We start from the raw sequence: 15,955 nt of genomic DNA, 5'->3' as shown, positions 1-15,955 counted from the left end.
AAAGAGGAGGTAGACCGCTGGTCGGTAAAAAAGTGCGGTTGTTTGGTAATAATTCGCACTATCGGCTAGAAACACTACTCAGTCACCTCAAGTTTCTCATCCGCCAGGACGGCCCTGATCCTCCCCGGGAGCCCTCCATGACACGTGCCTGCCCGTATCAATCGACCCTCCTTGCGCTGTGCTGTTCCGTTGCCGTCAGCGCCCATGGCGCAGATGGCGCCATCGAGTTGGATGCCACCGCCATCAATGCCGAGGCGCTCAAGGCGCCTGCCGGCGAACTGCCCGAACCCTATGCCGGCGGCCAGGTGGCCCGTGGCGGGCAGATGGGCGTGCTGGGCAACCAGGACATGATGGACGTGCCGTTCACCATGACCAGCTATACCGCGCAGCTGATCGAGGAGCAGCAGGCCGAGGACATCGGCGATGTGCTGCTCAATGACCCGTCGGTGCGCCAGTCGTTCGGTTTTGGCAACCAGTCCCAGGTCTTCGTCATCCGTGGCCTGCCGCTCAATGGCGACGACGTGGCGTTCAATGGCCTGTACGGCGTGCTGCCGCGGCAGATGATTTCCACCGATGCGGTGGAGCGGGTCGAGGTGTTCAAGGGGCCCAATGCCTTTCTCAACGGCGCCAGCCCGACCGGCACCGGCCTGGGCGGCAACGTCAACCTGCAACCCAAGCGCGCTGGCGACACACCTACCCGCCGCTACACCCAGGACATCAGCAGTGACGGGCGCATTGGCGAGCACCTGGACATTGGCCAGCGCTTCGGCGCGGACAATCGCTTCGGCGTGCGCCTGAACCTCTCGCAGCGCGAGGGCGAGACGGCGGTCGACGACCAGGACCAGCGCAGCAAGCTGTTCGTCGCCGGGCTCGACTACCGTGGCGACAACTTCCGGGTGTCGGGCGATTTTGGCTACCAGAAGCAGAGGGTCAACCATATGCGCAACTCAGTGCGCCTGGGTGCCGGCCTGACCGATATCCCTCATGCGCCGGACGCCGACCACAACTACGGCCAGGACTGGGCCTGGACCGAGACCGAGGATACCTTCGGCATGCTCCGCGGCGACTACGACTTCAACGACAACTGGAGCGGCTACCTGGCCGGGGGCGTCAAGCACACCCACGAGAACGGCTTCTACGGCACGCCGATCCTCACCGACGCGGCCAGCGGCGACGCCACCATCGGCGGCTCGAAAATCCCCCACAACGAAGACAACACCACCTTCATGGGCGGCATCAATGGCCGCTTCCAGACCGGGCCGGTCAGCCATCAGCTGAACATCGGCGCGGCGAGCATCTGGACCCAGCAGGAAAACGCCTTCGTCTTCTACAACTCGCAGGCCACCAATATCTACCGCACCGACCCGTTGCCCAAGCCGACCACGCCGACCTTCGTCGGCGGCAAGCTGGACGACCCCGGCGTGACCGGCAAGACTCGCAACCGCAGCATCGCGCTGTCCGACACCGTGGGCCTGTTCGATGACACCCTGCTACTCACCGTGGGTGTGCGGCGCCAGCAACTGCGGGTGGAAGGCTATGCCTACGACGGGCCGGGCCCGGACCTGGGGCGCAACGCTTTCTATGACGAAGCGGTCACCACACCGGTGTACGGCATCGTCTACAAGCTAAACCCATCGGTCTCGTTGTATGCCAACCGTATCGAAGGCCTGGCCCAGGGCGCCACGGCGTCGGGGCAGGTGATCAACGTCGGCGAAGTGTTCCCGCCGGCCAAGACCAAGCAGGTGGAGGCGGGGGTCAAGCTCGATTACCAGACCTTCGGCGCCAACCTGGCGGTGTTCCGTATCGAACGGCCTACCGATGGCTTCGTCGACGGCAATGTGTTCGTCCAGGATGGCGAGCAGGTCAACAAGGGGCTTGAGCTCAGTGTGTTCGGCGAGCCGCTGCCGGGGCTGCGGTTGATGGCCGGTGGCACGCGCATGGACACCGAGCTGAAGAACACCCAGGGCGGCACGGCCGATGGCAACCACGCGGTAGGCGTGCCGACCTTCCAGCTCAATGCCAGTGTCGACTGGGATGTGCCGGGGCTGGAAGGCGTGGCGCTCAATGCGCGCATGCTGCGCACCGGCGGGCAGTACGCCAACCCGGCCAATACCCTGAGCCTGCCGACCTGGAACCGTTTCGACGTTGGTGCGCGCTATCGCTTCAAGGTGCAGGAAAAGGCGGTGACCCTGCGGGTCAATGTGGAGAACCTGACGGACAAGAACTACTGGGCGTCGGCCAATGGGGGGTATTTGACCCAAGGCGACCCGAGGCTGGTGAAGTTCTCGGGGAGCATTGATTTCTGAGGTCTAGACGGTACGTGTGTCGGCTGTGCGGGCCTCATCGCCGGCAAGCCGGCTCCCACAGGGGAATGCATAGATCTGTGGGAGCCGGCTTGCCGGCGATGCGGCGCGTCAGCGGCGCCGTTCCCGCCTGCGAAAGTGCTGCCCTACCAGAGCGCTACTGCCGCCGCGCCGATCACCCGACCAAACACCGCCAGCGCCGTATCCACGTCCGCTTCGCTGGTGTAGCGCCCGATGCTCAGGCGCACGCTGTTGCGCGCCTGGCGCTCGTCGAGGCCGAGGGCCAGCAGCACGTGGGACGCGGCGTTGCTCGCCGAGTTGCATGCCGAAGTGGTGGACAACGCCAGCTCGCCGGCCAAGGCCAGGCTGTTGAAGCCCTTGGCGTCGATACACAGGTTGAGGGTGTGAGGAATGCGCTGCACCGCACAGCCGTTGAGCGTGACCCCGGGCATTGCCAGCAGGCCGTCGCGCAAGCGCCAGGCGAGTTGCTCCAGGCGTTGATACTCCGCCGCGCCGGGCTGGCCGGCCAGGGCGAAGGCGCTGCCCATGCCGACGATCTGGTGGGTGGCCAGGGTGCCAGAGCGCAGGCCGCGCTCATGGCCGCCGCCGTGCATCTGCGCACGCATCGCCGGGCGCGCGCGCGAACCGACGTAGAGGGCACCGATACCCTTGGGGCCGTAGACCTTGTGCGCCGAGAACGACATCAGGTCGACCGCCTGCTGCGCCAGGTCGATCCGAACCTTGCCCACTGCCTGCGCCGCGTCCACGTGCAGAAGCGCACCGTGCTCGCGGACGATGTCACCGATAGCGGCAAAGTCGGTCACCGTGCCCAGTTCGTTGTTCACCGCCATCAGCGACACCAGGCGCGTATCGGGGCGCAGTGCGGCCCTGACCGCTTCGGGCTGGATCAACCCTTGGGCATCCGGGGCCAGGCGGGTCACCGCCCAGCCCAGGCGCTCCAGTTCGGTGGCGGTGTCGAGGATGGCCTTGTGCTCGAGCTGACTGGTAATCACATGCCCCGGCTGCGCGCAGCCTTGGGCGATGCCCTTGAGCGCGAGGTTGTTGGATTCGGTGGCGCCGGAGGTCCAGACCAGGTCGCCGGGCTGCGCGCCGACTTGTTCGGCCACCTGGCAACGGGCCTGCTCGACGGCTTCGCGGGCCGCCTGGCCGTGGGCATGGCCGCTGGAGGCCGGGTTGCCGAAGTTCGCCTCGCGGCCCAGGCAGGTGAGCATGGCGGCGATGACCTGGTCATCGACCGGGGTAGTGGCGGCGTAGTCGAAGTAGAGCGGGGTGCTGGGCATGATCGAGGGCGGGTCCGTGCGTGGATGCCGCCTGTCGGCATCCATGGAGATCATCCTAGGGAACTGCCGACATGAATGTTTTCCCTTTTTCGCGATCTGTCGGGAATGCGGAAAAAAATCCTACGCATAAAGTGCGTAGAGGTAGAAATATTTTCCCGATGGATCAGAACCACTGCCACGGCGCCTGCTTGGTGACCATCACCAGCACGATCAGGAACATCCCGGCGAACCCCGCCACTCCCATCCACAACCATGGGCGATACAGCCGCTGGTAGGCCTGCCCCAGCGCCGTGCCGCTCTCGGCTGCGTGGGCGGCGAGGCTGTGCAGGCGTTTTTGCAACAGCAGCACTGGCAGCCACAAGGCGCCGACCGCGACAAAGATCAGCAGCGCGGCACGTAGCCAGTCGGCGGACCACGGCATGCCGGCCATGCTGACCATGGCGTAGCCGGTCAGCAGCTGCAGCACCCCCGCCGGCGTGGTGATCCAGGCGTCGAAGCGCACCACCATCCGCGCCACCGCGGCGATTACCCGTGGGTCGCGGCTGCGATTGGCGGCAATCAGGTACAGGTACGAGCCCATGCCGAAGCCGAAGAGAAACACCGCGGCGATGATGTGCAGGTACTTGAGCAGCAGGTAGCTCATCTCAGCCTCGCCCGTACCTTAAATCGACGCTGTAGTTCACCTTGTCCGGCTCGCCGATGGCCGCCAGGTACTGTTCGACGCTGATCTCGCCGACGCAGGGGCGGGCGCCCGGGGCAGGGCGGTAACCTTCGACAACCCTGGCCATCAGCGCCACCGCCGCGCAGCTGGGGATCTCCGGGCCCTTGTCGTCGCTGGCGCTGACCAGGGCCTGCAGGCGCAGTGGCTGGCCTTGCGGGTCCAGGCCGCGAACGTCGAGGTACATCGCGCTCTTGCCATCGCCCCAGCGTTCGCAACGGCTGCCCAGCCGATGCAGGCGTCGCGCCCAGGGCAGCGGGTCGCGCACCAGGCCCAACTTGACCAACCGCGCCAGTGCCGCATTGGCCAGGCCGCCGAGCATCAGCCCGGAGCCGGCCTTGAACGCCAGGTCACGGGCGCCGTAGCGCTCGGCGAAGATGTCCATGTCCGGCACGTCGACGTTGTTCAGCAAGCGCCAGCCGAGCCCGGGCAGATGGCGCAGCTGCAGGCCGAGCCAGCCGTCCACGCTGTACGGACGGCCGTCGCGCCACTGACGGATCGGCCTGCCGGCATAGGCCAGCACGCCTTCGATGGTGGACAGGCCGGGCATCTTCGCCGAGGAAGAAATGCCGTGCTCGATGCGGTCGATACGGCCGAAGTGATGGCGCTGCTCGTCGAGAATCGCCGACGACAGGCTCGGCACCGAACTGCAGCCACTGAGCAGGGTGACCTGGGCCTGGCGGGCGCGCTCGTCGAGTTGGGCGATGCCATTGACGAACAGCCGGCAGTCGGACAGGTCGCAGTAGTGTACGCCGGCTTCGATGCAGGCCTCGGCCACGCGGTAGGGCTGGCCCTGGAACGGGCCGCCGGTGTGGATCACCCAGTCGATGCGCAGCGCACGCAGGGCATCGGCAAAGCCTGTGGCCAGCGCATCGCCGCACCAGCTTTCGCTGCCGCTCAATTGGGTGGCCAGTTGCGCGAGGCTGTCGGCATTGCGGCCGGCGATTACCAGTTGCACGGCGGGCATCTGGCTCAGGTGACGGCAGATGATACGGCCGAAGTTGCCGTAGGCGCCGATCACCAGGATTCGGGGAGACATGCTGGGGTCCTTGTGCATGTGTCGGGGGAACGCGGGGCCGCTCTGCGGCCCATCGCCGGCAAGCCGGCTCCCACAGGTGCTGTGCAGTCGTCACCCTGTGGGAGCCGGCTTGTCGTGGCGACGAACCGCGGCGATGGGCTGCAAGGCAGCCCCGGTGGGGTCAGGCGTCGTAGCCGAGGTTCGGCGCCAGCCAGCGCTCGCTCACGGCAATGTCCTGGCCCTTGCGCGCGCTGTACTGCTCGATCTGGTCCTTGTCGACCTTGCCCACGGCGAAGTACTGCGCCTGGGGGTGGGCGAAGTACCAACCGCTGACCGCCGCCGCCGGGAACATGGCGAAGTGCTCGGTGAGGAACACGCCGCTGGGGCCGGTCTCGCCGATCGCGGTGCCGTCGAGCAGGCGGAACAGGGTTTTCTTCTCGGTGTGGTCCGGGCACGCCGGGTAGCCAGGCGCCGGGCGGATGCCGCTGTACTGCTCCTTGATCAGCGCCTCGTTGTCCAGGTGCTCGTCCTTGGCATAGCCCCAGTGCTCCTTGCGCACCTGTTCGTGCAGCCACTCGGCGCAGGCCTCGGCCAGGCGGTCGGCCAGGGCCTTGACCATGATCGAGCTGTAGTCGTCGCCCTTGTCCTGGTAGGCCTTGGCCACTTCCTCGGCGCCGATGCCGGCGGTGGTGATGAAGCCGCCGACATAGTCGGTCACGCCGCTGGCCTTGGGCGCGACGAAGTCGGCCAGCGACCAGTTCGGCTTGCCGTCGGGCTTGATGGTCTGCTGGCGCAGGTGGTGCAGGGTGGCCAGGGTTTCGCCGGCGTCGCCGTACACCTCGATATCGTCATCGGCCACCTGGTTGGCCGGCCAGAAGCCGAACACCGCGCGGGCGCTGATCAGTTGCTCGTCGATCAGCTTGTCGAGCATCTCGCGGGCGTCCTTGTACAGCGCCGTGGCGGCCTCGCCGACCACTTCGTCGGTGAGGATGCGCGGGAACTTGCCGGCCAGGTCCCAGGAGATGAAGAACGGCGTCCAGTCGATGTACTCGGCCAGGGTGCGCAGGTCGATGTTCTCCAGCACTTTGACGCCGGTGAAGGCGGGCACCGCGGCCTGGTAGGCGGCCCAGTCGTACTGCGGCTTGGCGGCGATGGCCTGGGCGTAGCTCAGGCGCTCGGTGCGGGCGCTGCGGTTGGCGGTGCGCTCGCGCACCTCGACGTACTCCTGGCGGGTCTTCTCGACGAAACCGCTCTTGAGTTCCTTGGACAGCAGCTGCGTGGCCACGCCCACCGCGCGCGAGGCGTCGGTGACGTAGATCACCGCATCGTTGGAGTACTTGGGTTCGATCTTCACCGCCGTGTGCGCCTTGGAGGTGGTCGCGCCGCCGATCATCAGCGGCAGGTGGAAGTCCTGGCGCTGCATCTCGCGGGCGACATGGACCATTTCGTCCAGCGATGGGGTGATCAGCCCGGACAGGCCGATGATGTCGCACTTCTGCTCACGGGCGGTCTGTAGGATCTTTTCGGCCGGGACCATCACGCCCATGTCGACGATGTCGTAGCCGTTGCAACCGAGCACCACGCCGACGATGTTCTTGCCGATGTCGTGCACGTCGCCCTTGACCGTGGCCATGAGGATCTTGCCCTTGGCCTCGGGCTTGTCGCCTTTCTCGGCCTCGATGAACGGGATCAGGTGGGCCACGGCCTGTTTCATCACGCGGGCGGACTTCACCACCTGGGGCAGGAACATCTTGCCGGCGCCGAACAGGTCGCCGACCACGTTCATGCCGCTCATCAGCGGGCCTTCGATGACTTCGATGGGGCGCGCCGACTGCTGGCGGCACTCTTCGGTGTCTTCGACGATGTAGGCGGTGATGCCCTTGACCAGCGCATGCTCGAGGCGCTTGTCGACCGGCATCGAGCGCCACTCTTCGTTCTCGACTTCCTTGGTGGCGCCGCCGCCCTTGTAGTCATCGGCGATGGCCAGCAGGGCGTCGGTGCCATGCGGGGTACGGTTGAGCACCACGTCCTCGACCTTTTCGCGCAGGGCGGCGGGGATCTCGTCGTAGATCTCCAGCTGGCCGGCGTTGACGATACCCATGGTCAGGCCGTTCTTGATCGCGTGGTAGAGGAACACCGAGTGGATCGCCTCGCGTACCGGGTTGTTGCCGCGGAACGAGAACGACACGTTGGACACCCCGCCCGAGGTCAGGGCGTAGGGCAGGTGGTCGCGGATATAGGCGCAGGCCTCGATGAAGTCGACGGCGTAGTTGTTGTGCTCCTCGATGCCGGTGGCGACGGCGAAGATGTTCGGGTCAAAGATGATGTCTTCCGGCGGGAAGCCGACTTCGTTGACCAGGATGTCGTAGCTACGCTGGCAGATCTCGCGCTTGCGCGCGGCGGTATCGGCCTGGCCGACCTCGTCGAAGGCCATCACCACCACGGCGGCGCCGTAGCGCTTGCACAGGCGGGCGTGGTGCTTGAACGGCTCGACGCCTTCCTTCATGGAGATGGAGTTGACGATGCCCTTGCCCTGGATGCACTTCAGGCCCGCCTCGATCACCTCCCACTTGGAGGAGTCGATCATGATCGGCACCCGGGAGATGTCCGGCTCGCCGGCGATCAGGTTGAGGAAACGGACCATGGCGGCCTGGGAGTCGAGCATCCCTTCGTCCATGTTGATGTCGATCACCTGGGCACCGGCCTCGACCTGCTGCAGGGCGACTTCCAGCGCCTCGGTGTAGTTTTCCTCGCGGATCAGCCGGGCGAACTTGGCGGAACCGGTGATGTTGGTGCGTTCGCCGACGTTGACGAACAGCGACTGGCGATCGATGGTGAACGGCTCGAGGCCCGACAGGCGGCAGGCCTTGGGGATGTCCGGGATCGCCCGAGGCTTGTACTTGGCCACGGCCTCGGCGATGGCCTGGATGTGCGGCGGGGTAGTGCCGCAGCAGCCGCCGATGATGTTGAGGAAGCCGCTGGCAGCGAACTCCTCGACCACCGCGGCCATCTCGGCCGGGGTCTCGTCGTATTCGCCGAAGGCGTTGGGCAGGCCGGCGTTGGGGTGGGCGGACACGTGGGTGTCGGCCTTGGTCGACAGCTCTTCCAGGTACGGGCGCAGGTCCTTGGCGCCGAGGGCACAGTTCAGGCCCACGGAAATCGGGTTGGCGTGGCGTACCGAGTTCCAGAACGCTTCGGTGGTCTGGCCCGACAGGGTGCGGCCGGAGGCGTCGGTGATGGTGCCGGAGATCATGATCGGCAGTTCGATGCCGTCGTCCTCGAACACCTGCTGCACGGCGAAGATCGCCGCCTTGGCGTTGAGGGTGTCGAAGATGGTCTCGATCAGGATCAGGTCGGCGCCGCCCTCGATCAGGCCGCGGGTGGCCTCGATGTAGTTTTCCACCAGCTCGTCGAAGGTGACGTTGCGGTAGCCAGGGTCGTTGACGTCCGGGGAGATCGAGCAGGTGCGACTGGTAGGGCCGAGCACGCCGGCGACGAAGCGCGGCTTGTCCGGGGTCTCCAGGGTCTTGGCGTCGGCCACCTGGCGGGCGATGCGCGCGCCCTCGACGTTGAGCTCGTAGACCAGTGCCTCCATGCCATAGTCGGCCTGGGAAATCTGCGTGGCGTTGAAGGTGTTGGTCTCGAGGATGTCGGCGCCGGCGTCCAGGTAGGCTTTCTCGATCGCGGCGATTACATCGGGGCGGCTGAGCAGCAAAAGATCGTTGTTGCCTTTGACATCGCTTGGCCAATCGGCAAAGCGCGTGCCACGATAGTCGTGTTCCTCGAGGCGGTAACTCTGGATCATAGTACCCATGCCGCCGTCGAGGATCAGGATGCGCTCTTTGAGTGCGTTCTGGAGTGCTTGGTAACGAGCGCTGCGGTCGGACATAGGAACTACCTGGTCGGGCAAATATCAGAAGGTGCCGAATAATAACAAAGCTGCATGGATTTTAGGCGTACTGCCCATTTGCATGAATTTCCCTCATGTTGGTGCGGCGCCCCCAACACCTCAGGACCCGCCAGGCACATCGTGATGGCTTCAAGTAACCAGGACATTCGGCACATGCTGCATCGCATACTTGCCAGCGCCTTCGCCTTGCTCATCAGTGGCGCGGCGTTCGGGCAGGCCCCCCAATCGAGCCCGACGATCTCATACACCCGGGATATCCAACCGATCTTCACCGAGAAGTGCGTGGCCTGCCACGCCTGCAACGACGCTGCCTGCCAGCTCAACCTGGGCAGCGCCGAGGGCGCCGAGCGCGGCGCCTCGAAGGTGCCGGTCTACCAGGGCGAACGCAGCCAGGCGGTGCCCACCACACGGCTGTTCTACGATGCCCGCGACGAAGCGGGCTGGCGCAAGCAGGGCTTCTATTCGGTGCTGGACAAGCAGGGCAGCCAGGCGGCGCTGATGGCGCGCATGCTTGAGCTGGGCCACAAGACTCCGCTCACGCCCAATGCCAAGCTGCCCGAAGAGATCGTGCTGGGGCTCAACCGCAACAACATGTGCCCGTTGCCGCACGAATTCGACGCCTATGCCGGCGCCCATCCCAAGGAGGGCATGCCGCTGGCGGTCACCGGGCTGACCGACCAGGAGTACCAGACCCTGCAGCGCTGGCTGGCCGCTGGCGCGCCGGTGGAGAAGACCCCGATCCAGCCCAGCGCGGCAGAGGTGAAGCAGATCGGCGACTGGGAAGAACTGCTCAATCGCCCCGGTTCGACCGAGGCACTGGTTGGCCGTTGGCTGTACGAGCACCTGTTCCTGGCGCACATCCATTTCGTCGGCGGCGAGCAGGGCCACTTCTTCCAGTGGGTGCGCTCGCGCACCCCGAGTGGCCAGCCGGTGGACCTGATCGCCACCCGCCGCCCCAACGACCCGCCGGGCACCGACTTCTACTATCGGTTGATCCCGGTGCAGGGCGTGATCGTGCACAAGACCCACATCACCTACCCGATGGGGCCGCAGAAGCTCAAGCGGGTCAAGCAGCTGTTCTACAGCGGCGACTGGCACGCCAGCGCATTGCCGGGCTATGGGCCGCGGCACCGGTCCAACCCGTTCGAGACCTTCGAGGCGATCCCTGCGGTGGCCCGCTACCAGTTCATGCTGGACAACGCCGAGTACTTCGTCCGTACCTTCATCCGTGGCCCGGTGTGCCGCGGGCAGATCGCCACCGACGTGATCCGCGATAACTTCTGGGCGCTGTTCCAGGAGCCGGCTCACGACCTGTACATCACCGATGTCCAGTACCGGGGTGAGGCCACGCCGCTGCTGGCCATGCCGGGGCAGATCGACGACGTGGGCAGCGTGCTGAGCCTGTGGCACGCCTACCGCGACAAGCGCAACGAGTACGAAGCGCTGCGCCGTGAAGCCTATGCCGAACAGCCGGCGCCGAGCTGGTCGACGCTGTGGGCGGGCAACGACAACGCGTTGCTGAGCATCTTCCGCCACTTCGACAGCGCTTCGGTAACCAAGGGCCTGATTGGCGACGTGCCGCTGACCATGTGGCTGTTCGACTACCCGCTGTTCGAGCGCACCTACTACCAGCTGGCGGTGAACTTCGACGTGTTCGGCAACGTCTCGCACCAGTTGCAGACGCGCCTGTACTTCGACCTGATCCGCAATGGCGCCGAGGTCAACTTCCTGCGCCTGATGCCTGCGGGCAAGCGTGGCGAGATCCTCGGCGACTGGTACCAGAACAGCGGCAAGGTGAAGATGTGGATGGACTACGAGGACATCGACACCAGCACTCCGAGCGCGCTGAAACTGGACAAGCACGACCCCAAGCGTGACTTCGGCCTCAAGCTGCTGCAACGCACCGGCAGCCTGAACGCCGCGCCGGACCCGATCAACCGCTGCCAGGGCGCCTATTGCTCGCGGCCCGGCCTGTCCGCAGAGTTCCGTGATGCCGAGCAGTCGCTGAGCCGCCTGGTGTCGCGCCCGGCGGCGGGGCTTAAGGTGATCGGCCAACTGCCCGAGGCGAGCATGCTGCGCATCGAAGGGCAGGGCGGCCAGCGCCAGGTCTACAGCCTGCTGCGCAACCGTGCGCACAGCAACGTGGCGTTCCTGCTTGGCGAGGCCTACCGCTACCAGCCGGGGCTGGACACCCTGACCTTGTATCCGGGCGTGCTCAGCAGCTACCCCAACTTCATCTTCAATATCCCGACGGCCGATGTGCCGGAGTTCGTCGAGGACATGGAGGCGGCGCGTGACGACACCGACAAGTTCGAGCGCATCGTCATGCGCTGGGGCGTGCGCCGCAGCCATCCTGAGTTCTGGCGCTACTTCCATGACCTGAACAGCTACATCAAGGAGACCCAGCCGGTGGAGGCCGGGGTGCTGGACATGAACCGCTACGAGAACCTCTGATCGGTTGGCTGGGACTTTCCCGCCATCCTGCGGTCGGAATCGGTAGGTAGGCCCTGGGCTGCTCTGCAGCCCATCGCCGGCAAGCCGGCTCCCACAGAAGTGCGCGAACCCTGTGGGAGCCGGCTCGCCGGGCCTCAATGCACCGCCGATCACAGGGTATTTCATGCTGTATTCGCTTCAGGCTCTCCGGGCATTCGCCGCCTGGCTGGTGGTCTGCCACCACTTCCGGCAGATCTTCTTCGACTTCCACGCCACCGGCCCCATCGGCCAACTGCTCGCTGATCGCGGCGCGGTGGGGGTGGACATCTTCTTCGTCATCAGTGGCCTGGTGATCTACCTGTCGACCCGCGACAAGACCATCGCCCCAGGGCAGTTCCTGCTCAACCGTGCCTTGCGCATCGTGCCCGCCTATTGGTTCTACACCCTGCTGATGGCAGTGCTGATGCTGGCGGCCAGCCGCTGGATGCCGCACCAGGTGTTCGAATGGCAGCACCTGCTGCTGTCGCTGTTGTTCATCCCGGCGGAAAACCCCGGTGGCTATGGGCTGTATCCAACGCTCAACGTCGGCTGGACGCTGAATTTCGAGATGTTCTTCTACCTGCTGTTCGGCCTGGCCTTCCTGGTGCGCCAGCGACATCACCTGTTGCTGGTGACGGCGGCATTGCTGCTGGTGAGCGAAGTGCTGGGGCGCCTGGGTGTGCTCAGCCGCTTCTACAACAACGACATCGTCTACGAGTTCCTGCTGGGCATCGGCCTGGGCGTGCTCTATCGTCGCGGGCTGATCCGCGAAGGCCTGTGGTTGCCGCTGGGGTTGCTCGTCCTGGCAGGGTTTGCGCTCTATCACCTCGACGCATCGCAGCGCCTGTTGCACTGGGGCCTGCCGAGCGCGCTGGTGGTGCTGGCGTTCATTGCCCTGGAGCCGTACTTCAAGGGCAACCAGGTGCTCAAGGCACTCGGTGACTGCTCCTATTCGGTGTACCTGGTACACGTGCTGGTGCTGTACGCCGGCCTGTTCATCAGCGAACGGTTGCGCCTGAACCCTTACCTGGTGTTCGCCTTGTGCGTGCCGTCAATCGGACTAATGTCGTGGCTCAGCTTTCAATGGCTGGAACGTGGCCTGTATTGGCGGCTCAAGGGCTGGTTGGCCGCCGGTGCGGCGCGGGAACCGGCGTTGGCGCTATCCCGAGTCAAATGCTAGGACTTTGTTACCCGGCCGGGTTGGCGTACACTGCCGGCAAGTCTGTGAGGAACTTCCATGAGCGCTATAACCATTACCGACGCCGCCCATGATTACCTGGCCGATCTGCTCTCCAAGCAGAACACGCCTGGCATCGGCATCCGTATTTTCATTACCCAGCCGGGCACTACCTACGCCGAGACCTGCATTGCCTACTGCAAGCCGGGCGAGGAAAAGCCCGACGACCAGCCGGTGGGCCTGAAGAGCTTCACCGCCTACCTCGATGCGGTCAGCGTGCCGTTCCTCGAGGACGCGCTGGTCGACTACGCCACCGACCGCATGGGCGGCCAGCTGACCATCAAGGCGCCGAACGCCAAGGTGCCGATGGTCAACGAAGACAGCCCGATCAACGAGCGCATCAACTACTACCTGCAGACCGAGATCAACCCGGGCCTGGCCAGCCACGGCGGCGCCGTGAGCCTGGTGGACGTGGTCGACGACGGCATCGCCGTGCTGCAGTTCGGCGGCGGCTGCCAGGGCTGCGGCCAGGCCGACGTGACCCTGAAGGAAGGCATCGAGCGCACCCTGCTCGAGCGTATTCCCGAGCTCAAGGGCGTGCGTGACGTGACCGACCACAGCCAGAAGGAAAACGCGTACTACTGATCGCCAGTGGTGACGCCATCGCGGGGCAAGCCCGCTCCCACGCCTGGATGCAGCTGCTGCCCAGATGTGGGAGCGGGCTTGCCCCGCGATGCGTTGGGTTACTTTCATTCGACTGAACAAGGACGCTCGGTATGAACCGCTCCTGTATCACGCTGTTTGCCCTGATGCTCTCGACCCACGTCCTGGGGGCCTACCAGCCCCCAGGCAACAGCGAGGCCGACTACCGCCAGGCCGTGGCCAGTCTCGATGCGGTCGAGCCACAGCTGATGCGGATGATCCAACAGTTGGCCGAAGGCACCGCCGCCCAGGACCTGGAGCCCCGCCTGAGCCAATTGCGCGGTGAATGGAGCCCGGCGCTGCAACAGTTGCAGCGCGCAGTCGATGCAGGCCATGCCGTGGCCCAGTATCGAATGGCGCTCTACCGGTTCGCCTATCAGCCGGATGCGCCTGTGCTCGACGACCCGGACCAATGCACGCTGTTGGTCAAGAGCCTGGAGCAAGGCTTCGCGCCAGCCGCTTTGCGTATCGCCAACCAATGCATTGGCTATGTCGATGGGCCTGCCTACGCGCCAGCGTTGAGCAAGGCGCTTGCCGATTTTTCCCAGTTCACTGGCTACTATCCGCAGCCGTCGGTGACCCTGGAGTGTGTAAAGCAGGACCCCAAAGATATCCAGTTGCAACGGGGGGACGCGCAGTCCTACCAGGCCGAACTCTACCGGCTGCTTGGTTTTGCCGCTGATCGCCGCAGCCCGCTGCGTCGGGAGTTCTGGCAGAAGGCCGTCGACATCAACGGCTGCCCCACGATTGCCAGGCGCATGGACAGAGTGCAGAACTGAATCGGCGTGTAGCAATAAACTGTTACCAATTCAACCCCTGCGACAACAGGTCGCGCCCCGTAAACAAAGGGCTGCAGCCCGATCAGCCGGATGTCGGGTGGATGGGGTGGGGGTGGCGTGACAGAATGCCCCGGTTTTCTGGCCGGCCCATCCCAGGGGTCGGCACCTTCCCTGTAAAGGACGGTTCCATGAATGATCTGTTGACCCGGCGCGCGGTTGTCGCCGGGATGGGCGTACTGGGGCTTGGCCTGCTGGCGGGCTGCAGCCCGGCCCGGGGCCTGGACTTCAAGTACGGCAAGAACATGAGCAACGAGATCCTCGGGCGCAAATTCAAGCTCAAGGATCCGCAAGGCAACGAGCGCACCTTGTCGAGCTTCTACGGCTCGATGCCGATGATCTTCTTCGGCTTTACCCAGTGCCCGGCTGTCTGTCCGACTGCCATGGCGCGTGTGGCGCAGATCCGCAAGATCCTGCGTGGCCGTGACCGCGACCTGTTCCAGCCGGTGTTCATCACCCTGGACCCGGAGCGCGACACCCCCGAGGTGCTCGACGCCTACGTCAAGGCCTTCGACCCGTCGATCGTCGCCCTTACCGGCACCCCCGAGGAAATCGACGCGGTGGCCCGTGAATTCAAGGTGTTCTACGAGAAGGTCCCGGCCGGCGATACCTACACCATCTCTCACTCGTCCACCAGCTACGTCTACGATACCCGTGGCACCCTGCGCCTGAGCCTGGGCCATTCCTTGAACGCCCAGGAATGCGCCGAAGACCTGGTCACCCTGATGGAGATTTGCTGAATGTCGATGCAACCGATCAAGCGCGGCCTGGCCGCCCTGGCGCTGATGAGCCTGGCCCTGCCAGCCCTGGCCCAGACCACCGTAAGCGATGCTTGGGTACGCGCCAGCGTGCCACAACAGCACGCTACCGGCGCCTTCATGACCCTGACCGCCAGCAGCGACAGCAAGCTGGTCAGCGTCGCCTCGCCCGTGGCCAAGACCGTGCAGGTACATGAGATGACCATGAACGGCGACGTGATGGGCATGCGCGAAGTGAAGGCGGTCGAGTTGCCGGCCGGCAAGGCGGTGAAGCTGGACCCGAACGGCTTCCACGTGATGCTGATGGGTCTGAACCAGCAGGTGAAGGAGGGTGAGCAGGTACCGCTGACCCTGACCATCGAGGATGCCAAGGGCGCCAAGGAAACCCTGCAGGTGCAGGCACCGGTGCGTGCGCTCAATGCCGAGGCCGGCGCAGGCCACGATCACATGCACATGAATCACTGATACAGCACCCATCGCGGGTGCAAGCCCGCGATGGTTTTCGGCGATCAGCTACGAAAACGTGGCAGTGGCCGTTCGATGTTCAGCGAGGTCAGCGTCTTGCGCACCTGGGCGTCTTCGGCCTCGAGTGCCTTGAGGCTGGCGCGGATCTTGCCGGCGGCGGGCACGTCGCCCTGGCGATCGATCCAGTCGGCGATCTCCTTGCAGGCGCTGCTCAGGCAGGCCTGACGCTGGCTCATCAGCGACAGGAGCGTGGTGATTTCTCGTTCGGACATGGCGGGTTCCTCCGTTCAGCCTT

General features: G+C 65.2%; 12 protein-coding genes. 7 read left to right on the top strand and 5 right to left on the bottom strand.

From position 1 onward, the window contains the following. Nucleotides 1-137: 137 nt before the first annotated feature. On the top strand, nt 138-2,306 hold the full coding sequence (locus tag KSS90_RS14415; RefSeq protein ID WP_217866096.1) for a TonB-dependent receptor: 2,169 nt from the start codon (nt 138-140) through the stop codon (nt 2,304-2,306). Between the two features lie 143 nt (nt 2,307-2,449). Here KSS90_RS14415 and KSS90_RS14410 read toward each other — a convergent pair whose 3' ends face one another. The 4 genes from KSS90_RS14410 to metH all read right to left on the bottom strand — a co-directional run bounded on the left by KSS90_RS14410 (nt 2,450) and on the right by metH (nt 9,229). Beyond that, nucleotides 2,450-3,604 carry a cysteine desulfurase family protein gene (locus KSS90_RS14410; RefSeq protein ID WP_217869797.1) on the bottom strand — a complete coding sequence of 385 codons (1,155 nt, stop codon included), beginning with the start codon at nt 3,602-3,604 and terminating at the stop codon, nt 2,450-2,452. 163 nt (nt 3,605-3,767) lie between these two features. Beyond that, nucleotides 3,768-4,247, bottom strand: coding sequence for a DUF2269 family protein (locus tag KSS90_RS14405; RefSeq protein ID WP_217866095.1), 480 nt, complete (start codon nt 4,245-4,247; stop codon nt 3,768-3,770). Between the two features lies 1 nt (nt 4,248). Next, on the bottom strand, nt 4,249-5,361 hold the full coding sequence (locus KSS90_RS14400; RefSeq protein WP_217866094.1) for a saccharopine dehydrogenase family protein: 1,113 nt from the start codon (nt 5,359-5,361) through the stop codon (nt 4,249-4,251). 160 nt (nt 5,362-5,521) lie between these two features. After that, the gene (metH, locus tag KSS90_RS14395; RefSeq protein WP_217866093.1) at nt 5,522-9,229 is read right to left on the bottom strand and encodes a methionine synthase; all 3,708 of its coding nucleotides are present in this window, start codon (nt 9,227-9,229) and stop codon (nt 5,522-5,524) included. 174 nt (nt 9,230-9,403) lie between these two features. Between metH and KSS90_RS14390 the strand changes: the two genes are divergently transcribed. The 6 genes from KSS90_RS14390 (at nt 9,404) to KSS90_RS14365 (ending at nt 15,660) form a co-directional block, all read left to right on the top strand. Next, nucleotides 9,404-11,704, top strand: a complete 2,301-nt coding sequence (locus tag KSS90_RS14390) for a fatty acid cis/trans isomerase (protein ID WP_217866092.1) — start codon at nt 9,404-9,406, stop codon at nt 11,702-11,704. Between the two features lie 163 nt (nt 11,705-11,867). Next, a complete protein-coding gene (locus KSS90_RS14385; RefSeq protein ID WP_217866091.1) occupies nt 11,868-12,902 on the top strand; it encodes an acyltransferase family protein in 1,035 nt (344 codons plus the stop codon). Nucleotides 12,903-12,959: 57 nt separating this feature from the next. Further along, nucleotides 12,960-13,544: a Fe-S biogenesis protein NfuA gene (gene nfuA / locus KSS90_RS14380; RefSeq protein WP_023630602.1), complete on the top strand. Its 585-nt coding sequence runs from the start codon at nt 12,960-12,962 to the stop codon at nt 13,542-13,544. A 131-nt stretch (nt 13,545-13,675) separates the two neighbouring features. Beyond that, a complete protein-coding gene (locus KSS90_RS14375; protein WP_217866090.1) occupies nt 13,676-14,380 on the top strand; it encodes a hypothetical protein in 705 nt (234 codons plus the stop codon). Nucleotides 14,381-14,568: 188 nt separating this feature from the next. Continuing rightward, nucleotides 14,569-15,177: an SCO family protein gene (locus KSS90_RS14370; protein WP_031315095.1), complete on the top strand. Its 609-nt coding sequence runs from the start codon at nt 14,569-14,571 to the stop codon at nt 15,175-15,177. Continuing rightward, entirely contained in the window at nt 15,178-15,660 is a 483-nt protein-coding gene (locus KSS90_RS14365) for a copper chaperone PCu(A)C (RefSeq protein ID WP_217866089.1), read from the top strand. 44 nt (nt 15,661-15,704) lie between these two features. Here the strand turns inward: KSS90_RS14365 and KSS90_RS14360 are convergent, their stop codons facing one another. Continuing rightward, on the bottom strand, nt 15,705-15,932 hold the full coding sequence (locus KSS90_RS14360; RefSeq protein WP_023630605.1) for a hypothetical protein: 228 nt from the start codon (nt 15,930-15,932) through the stop codon (nt 15,705-15,707). Nucleotides 15,933-15,955 lie beyond the last annotated feature (23 nt).

The sequence above is a fragment of the Pseudomonas maumuensis genome (assembly GCF_019139675.1).
Taxonomy (GTDB): domain Bacteria; phylum Pseudomonadota; class Gammaproteobacteria; order Pseudomonadales; family Pseudomonadaceae; genus Aquipseudomonas; species Aquipseudomonas maumuensis.
This window is presented reverse-complemented; position numbering and strand designations above follow the sequence as displayed.

Coding starts and splice junctions, on each gene's coding strand:
- KSS90_RS14415 (WP_217866096.1), top strand. CDS start 138: ATGACACGTGCCTGCCCGTATCAATCGACCCTCCTTGCGCTGTGCTGT.
- KSS90_RS14410 (WP_217869797.1), bottom strand. CDS start 3,604: ATGCCCAGCACCCCGCTCTACTTCGACTACGCCGCCACTACCCCGGTC.
- KSS90_RS14405 (WP_217866095.1), bottom strand. CDS start 4,247: ATGAGCTACCTGCTGCTCAAGTACCTGCACATCATCGCCGCGGTGTTT.
- KSS90_RS14400 (WP_217866094.1), bottom strand. CDS start 5,361: ATGTCTCCCCGAATCCTGGTGATCGGCGCCTACGGCAACTTCGGCCGT.
- metH (WP_217866093.1), bottom strand. CDS start 9,229: ATGTCCGACCGCAGCGCTCGTTACCAAGCACTCCAGAACGCACTCAAA.
- KSS90_RS14390 (WP_217866092.1), top strand. CDS start 9,404: ATGCTGCATCGCATACTTGCCAGCGCCTTCGCCTTGCTCATCAGTGGC.
- KSS90_RS14385 (WP_217866091.1), top strand. CDS start 11,868: ATGCTGTATTCGCTTCAGGCTCTCCGGGCATTCGCCGCCTGGCTGGTG.
- nfuA (WP_023630602.1), top strand. CDS start 12,960: ATGAGCGCTATAACCATTACCGACGCCGCCCATGATTACCTGGCCGAT.
- KSS90_RS14375 (WP_217866090.1), top strand. CDS start 13,676: ATGAACCGCTCCTGTATCACGCTGTTTGCCCTGATGCTCTCGACCCAC.
- KSS90_RS14370 (WP_031315095.1), top strand. CDS start 14,569: ATGAATGATCTGTTGACCCGGCGCGCGGTTGTCGCCGGGATGGGCGTA.
- KSS90_RS14365 (WP_217866089.1), top strand. CDS start 15,178: ATGTCGATGCAACCGATCAAGCGCGGCCTGGCCGCCCTGGCGCTGATG.
- KSS90_RS14360 (WP_023630605.1), bottom strand. CDS start 15,932: ATGTCCGAACGAGAAATCACCACGCTCCTGTCGCTGATGAGCCAGCGT.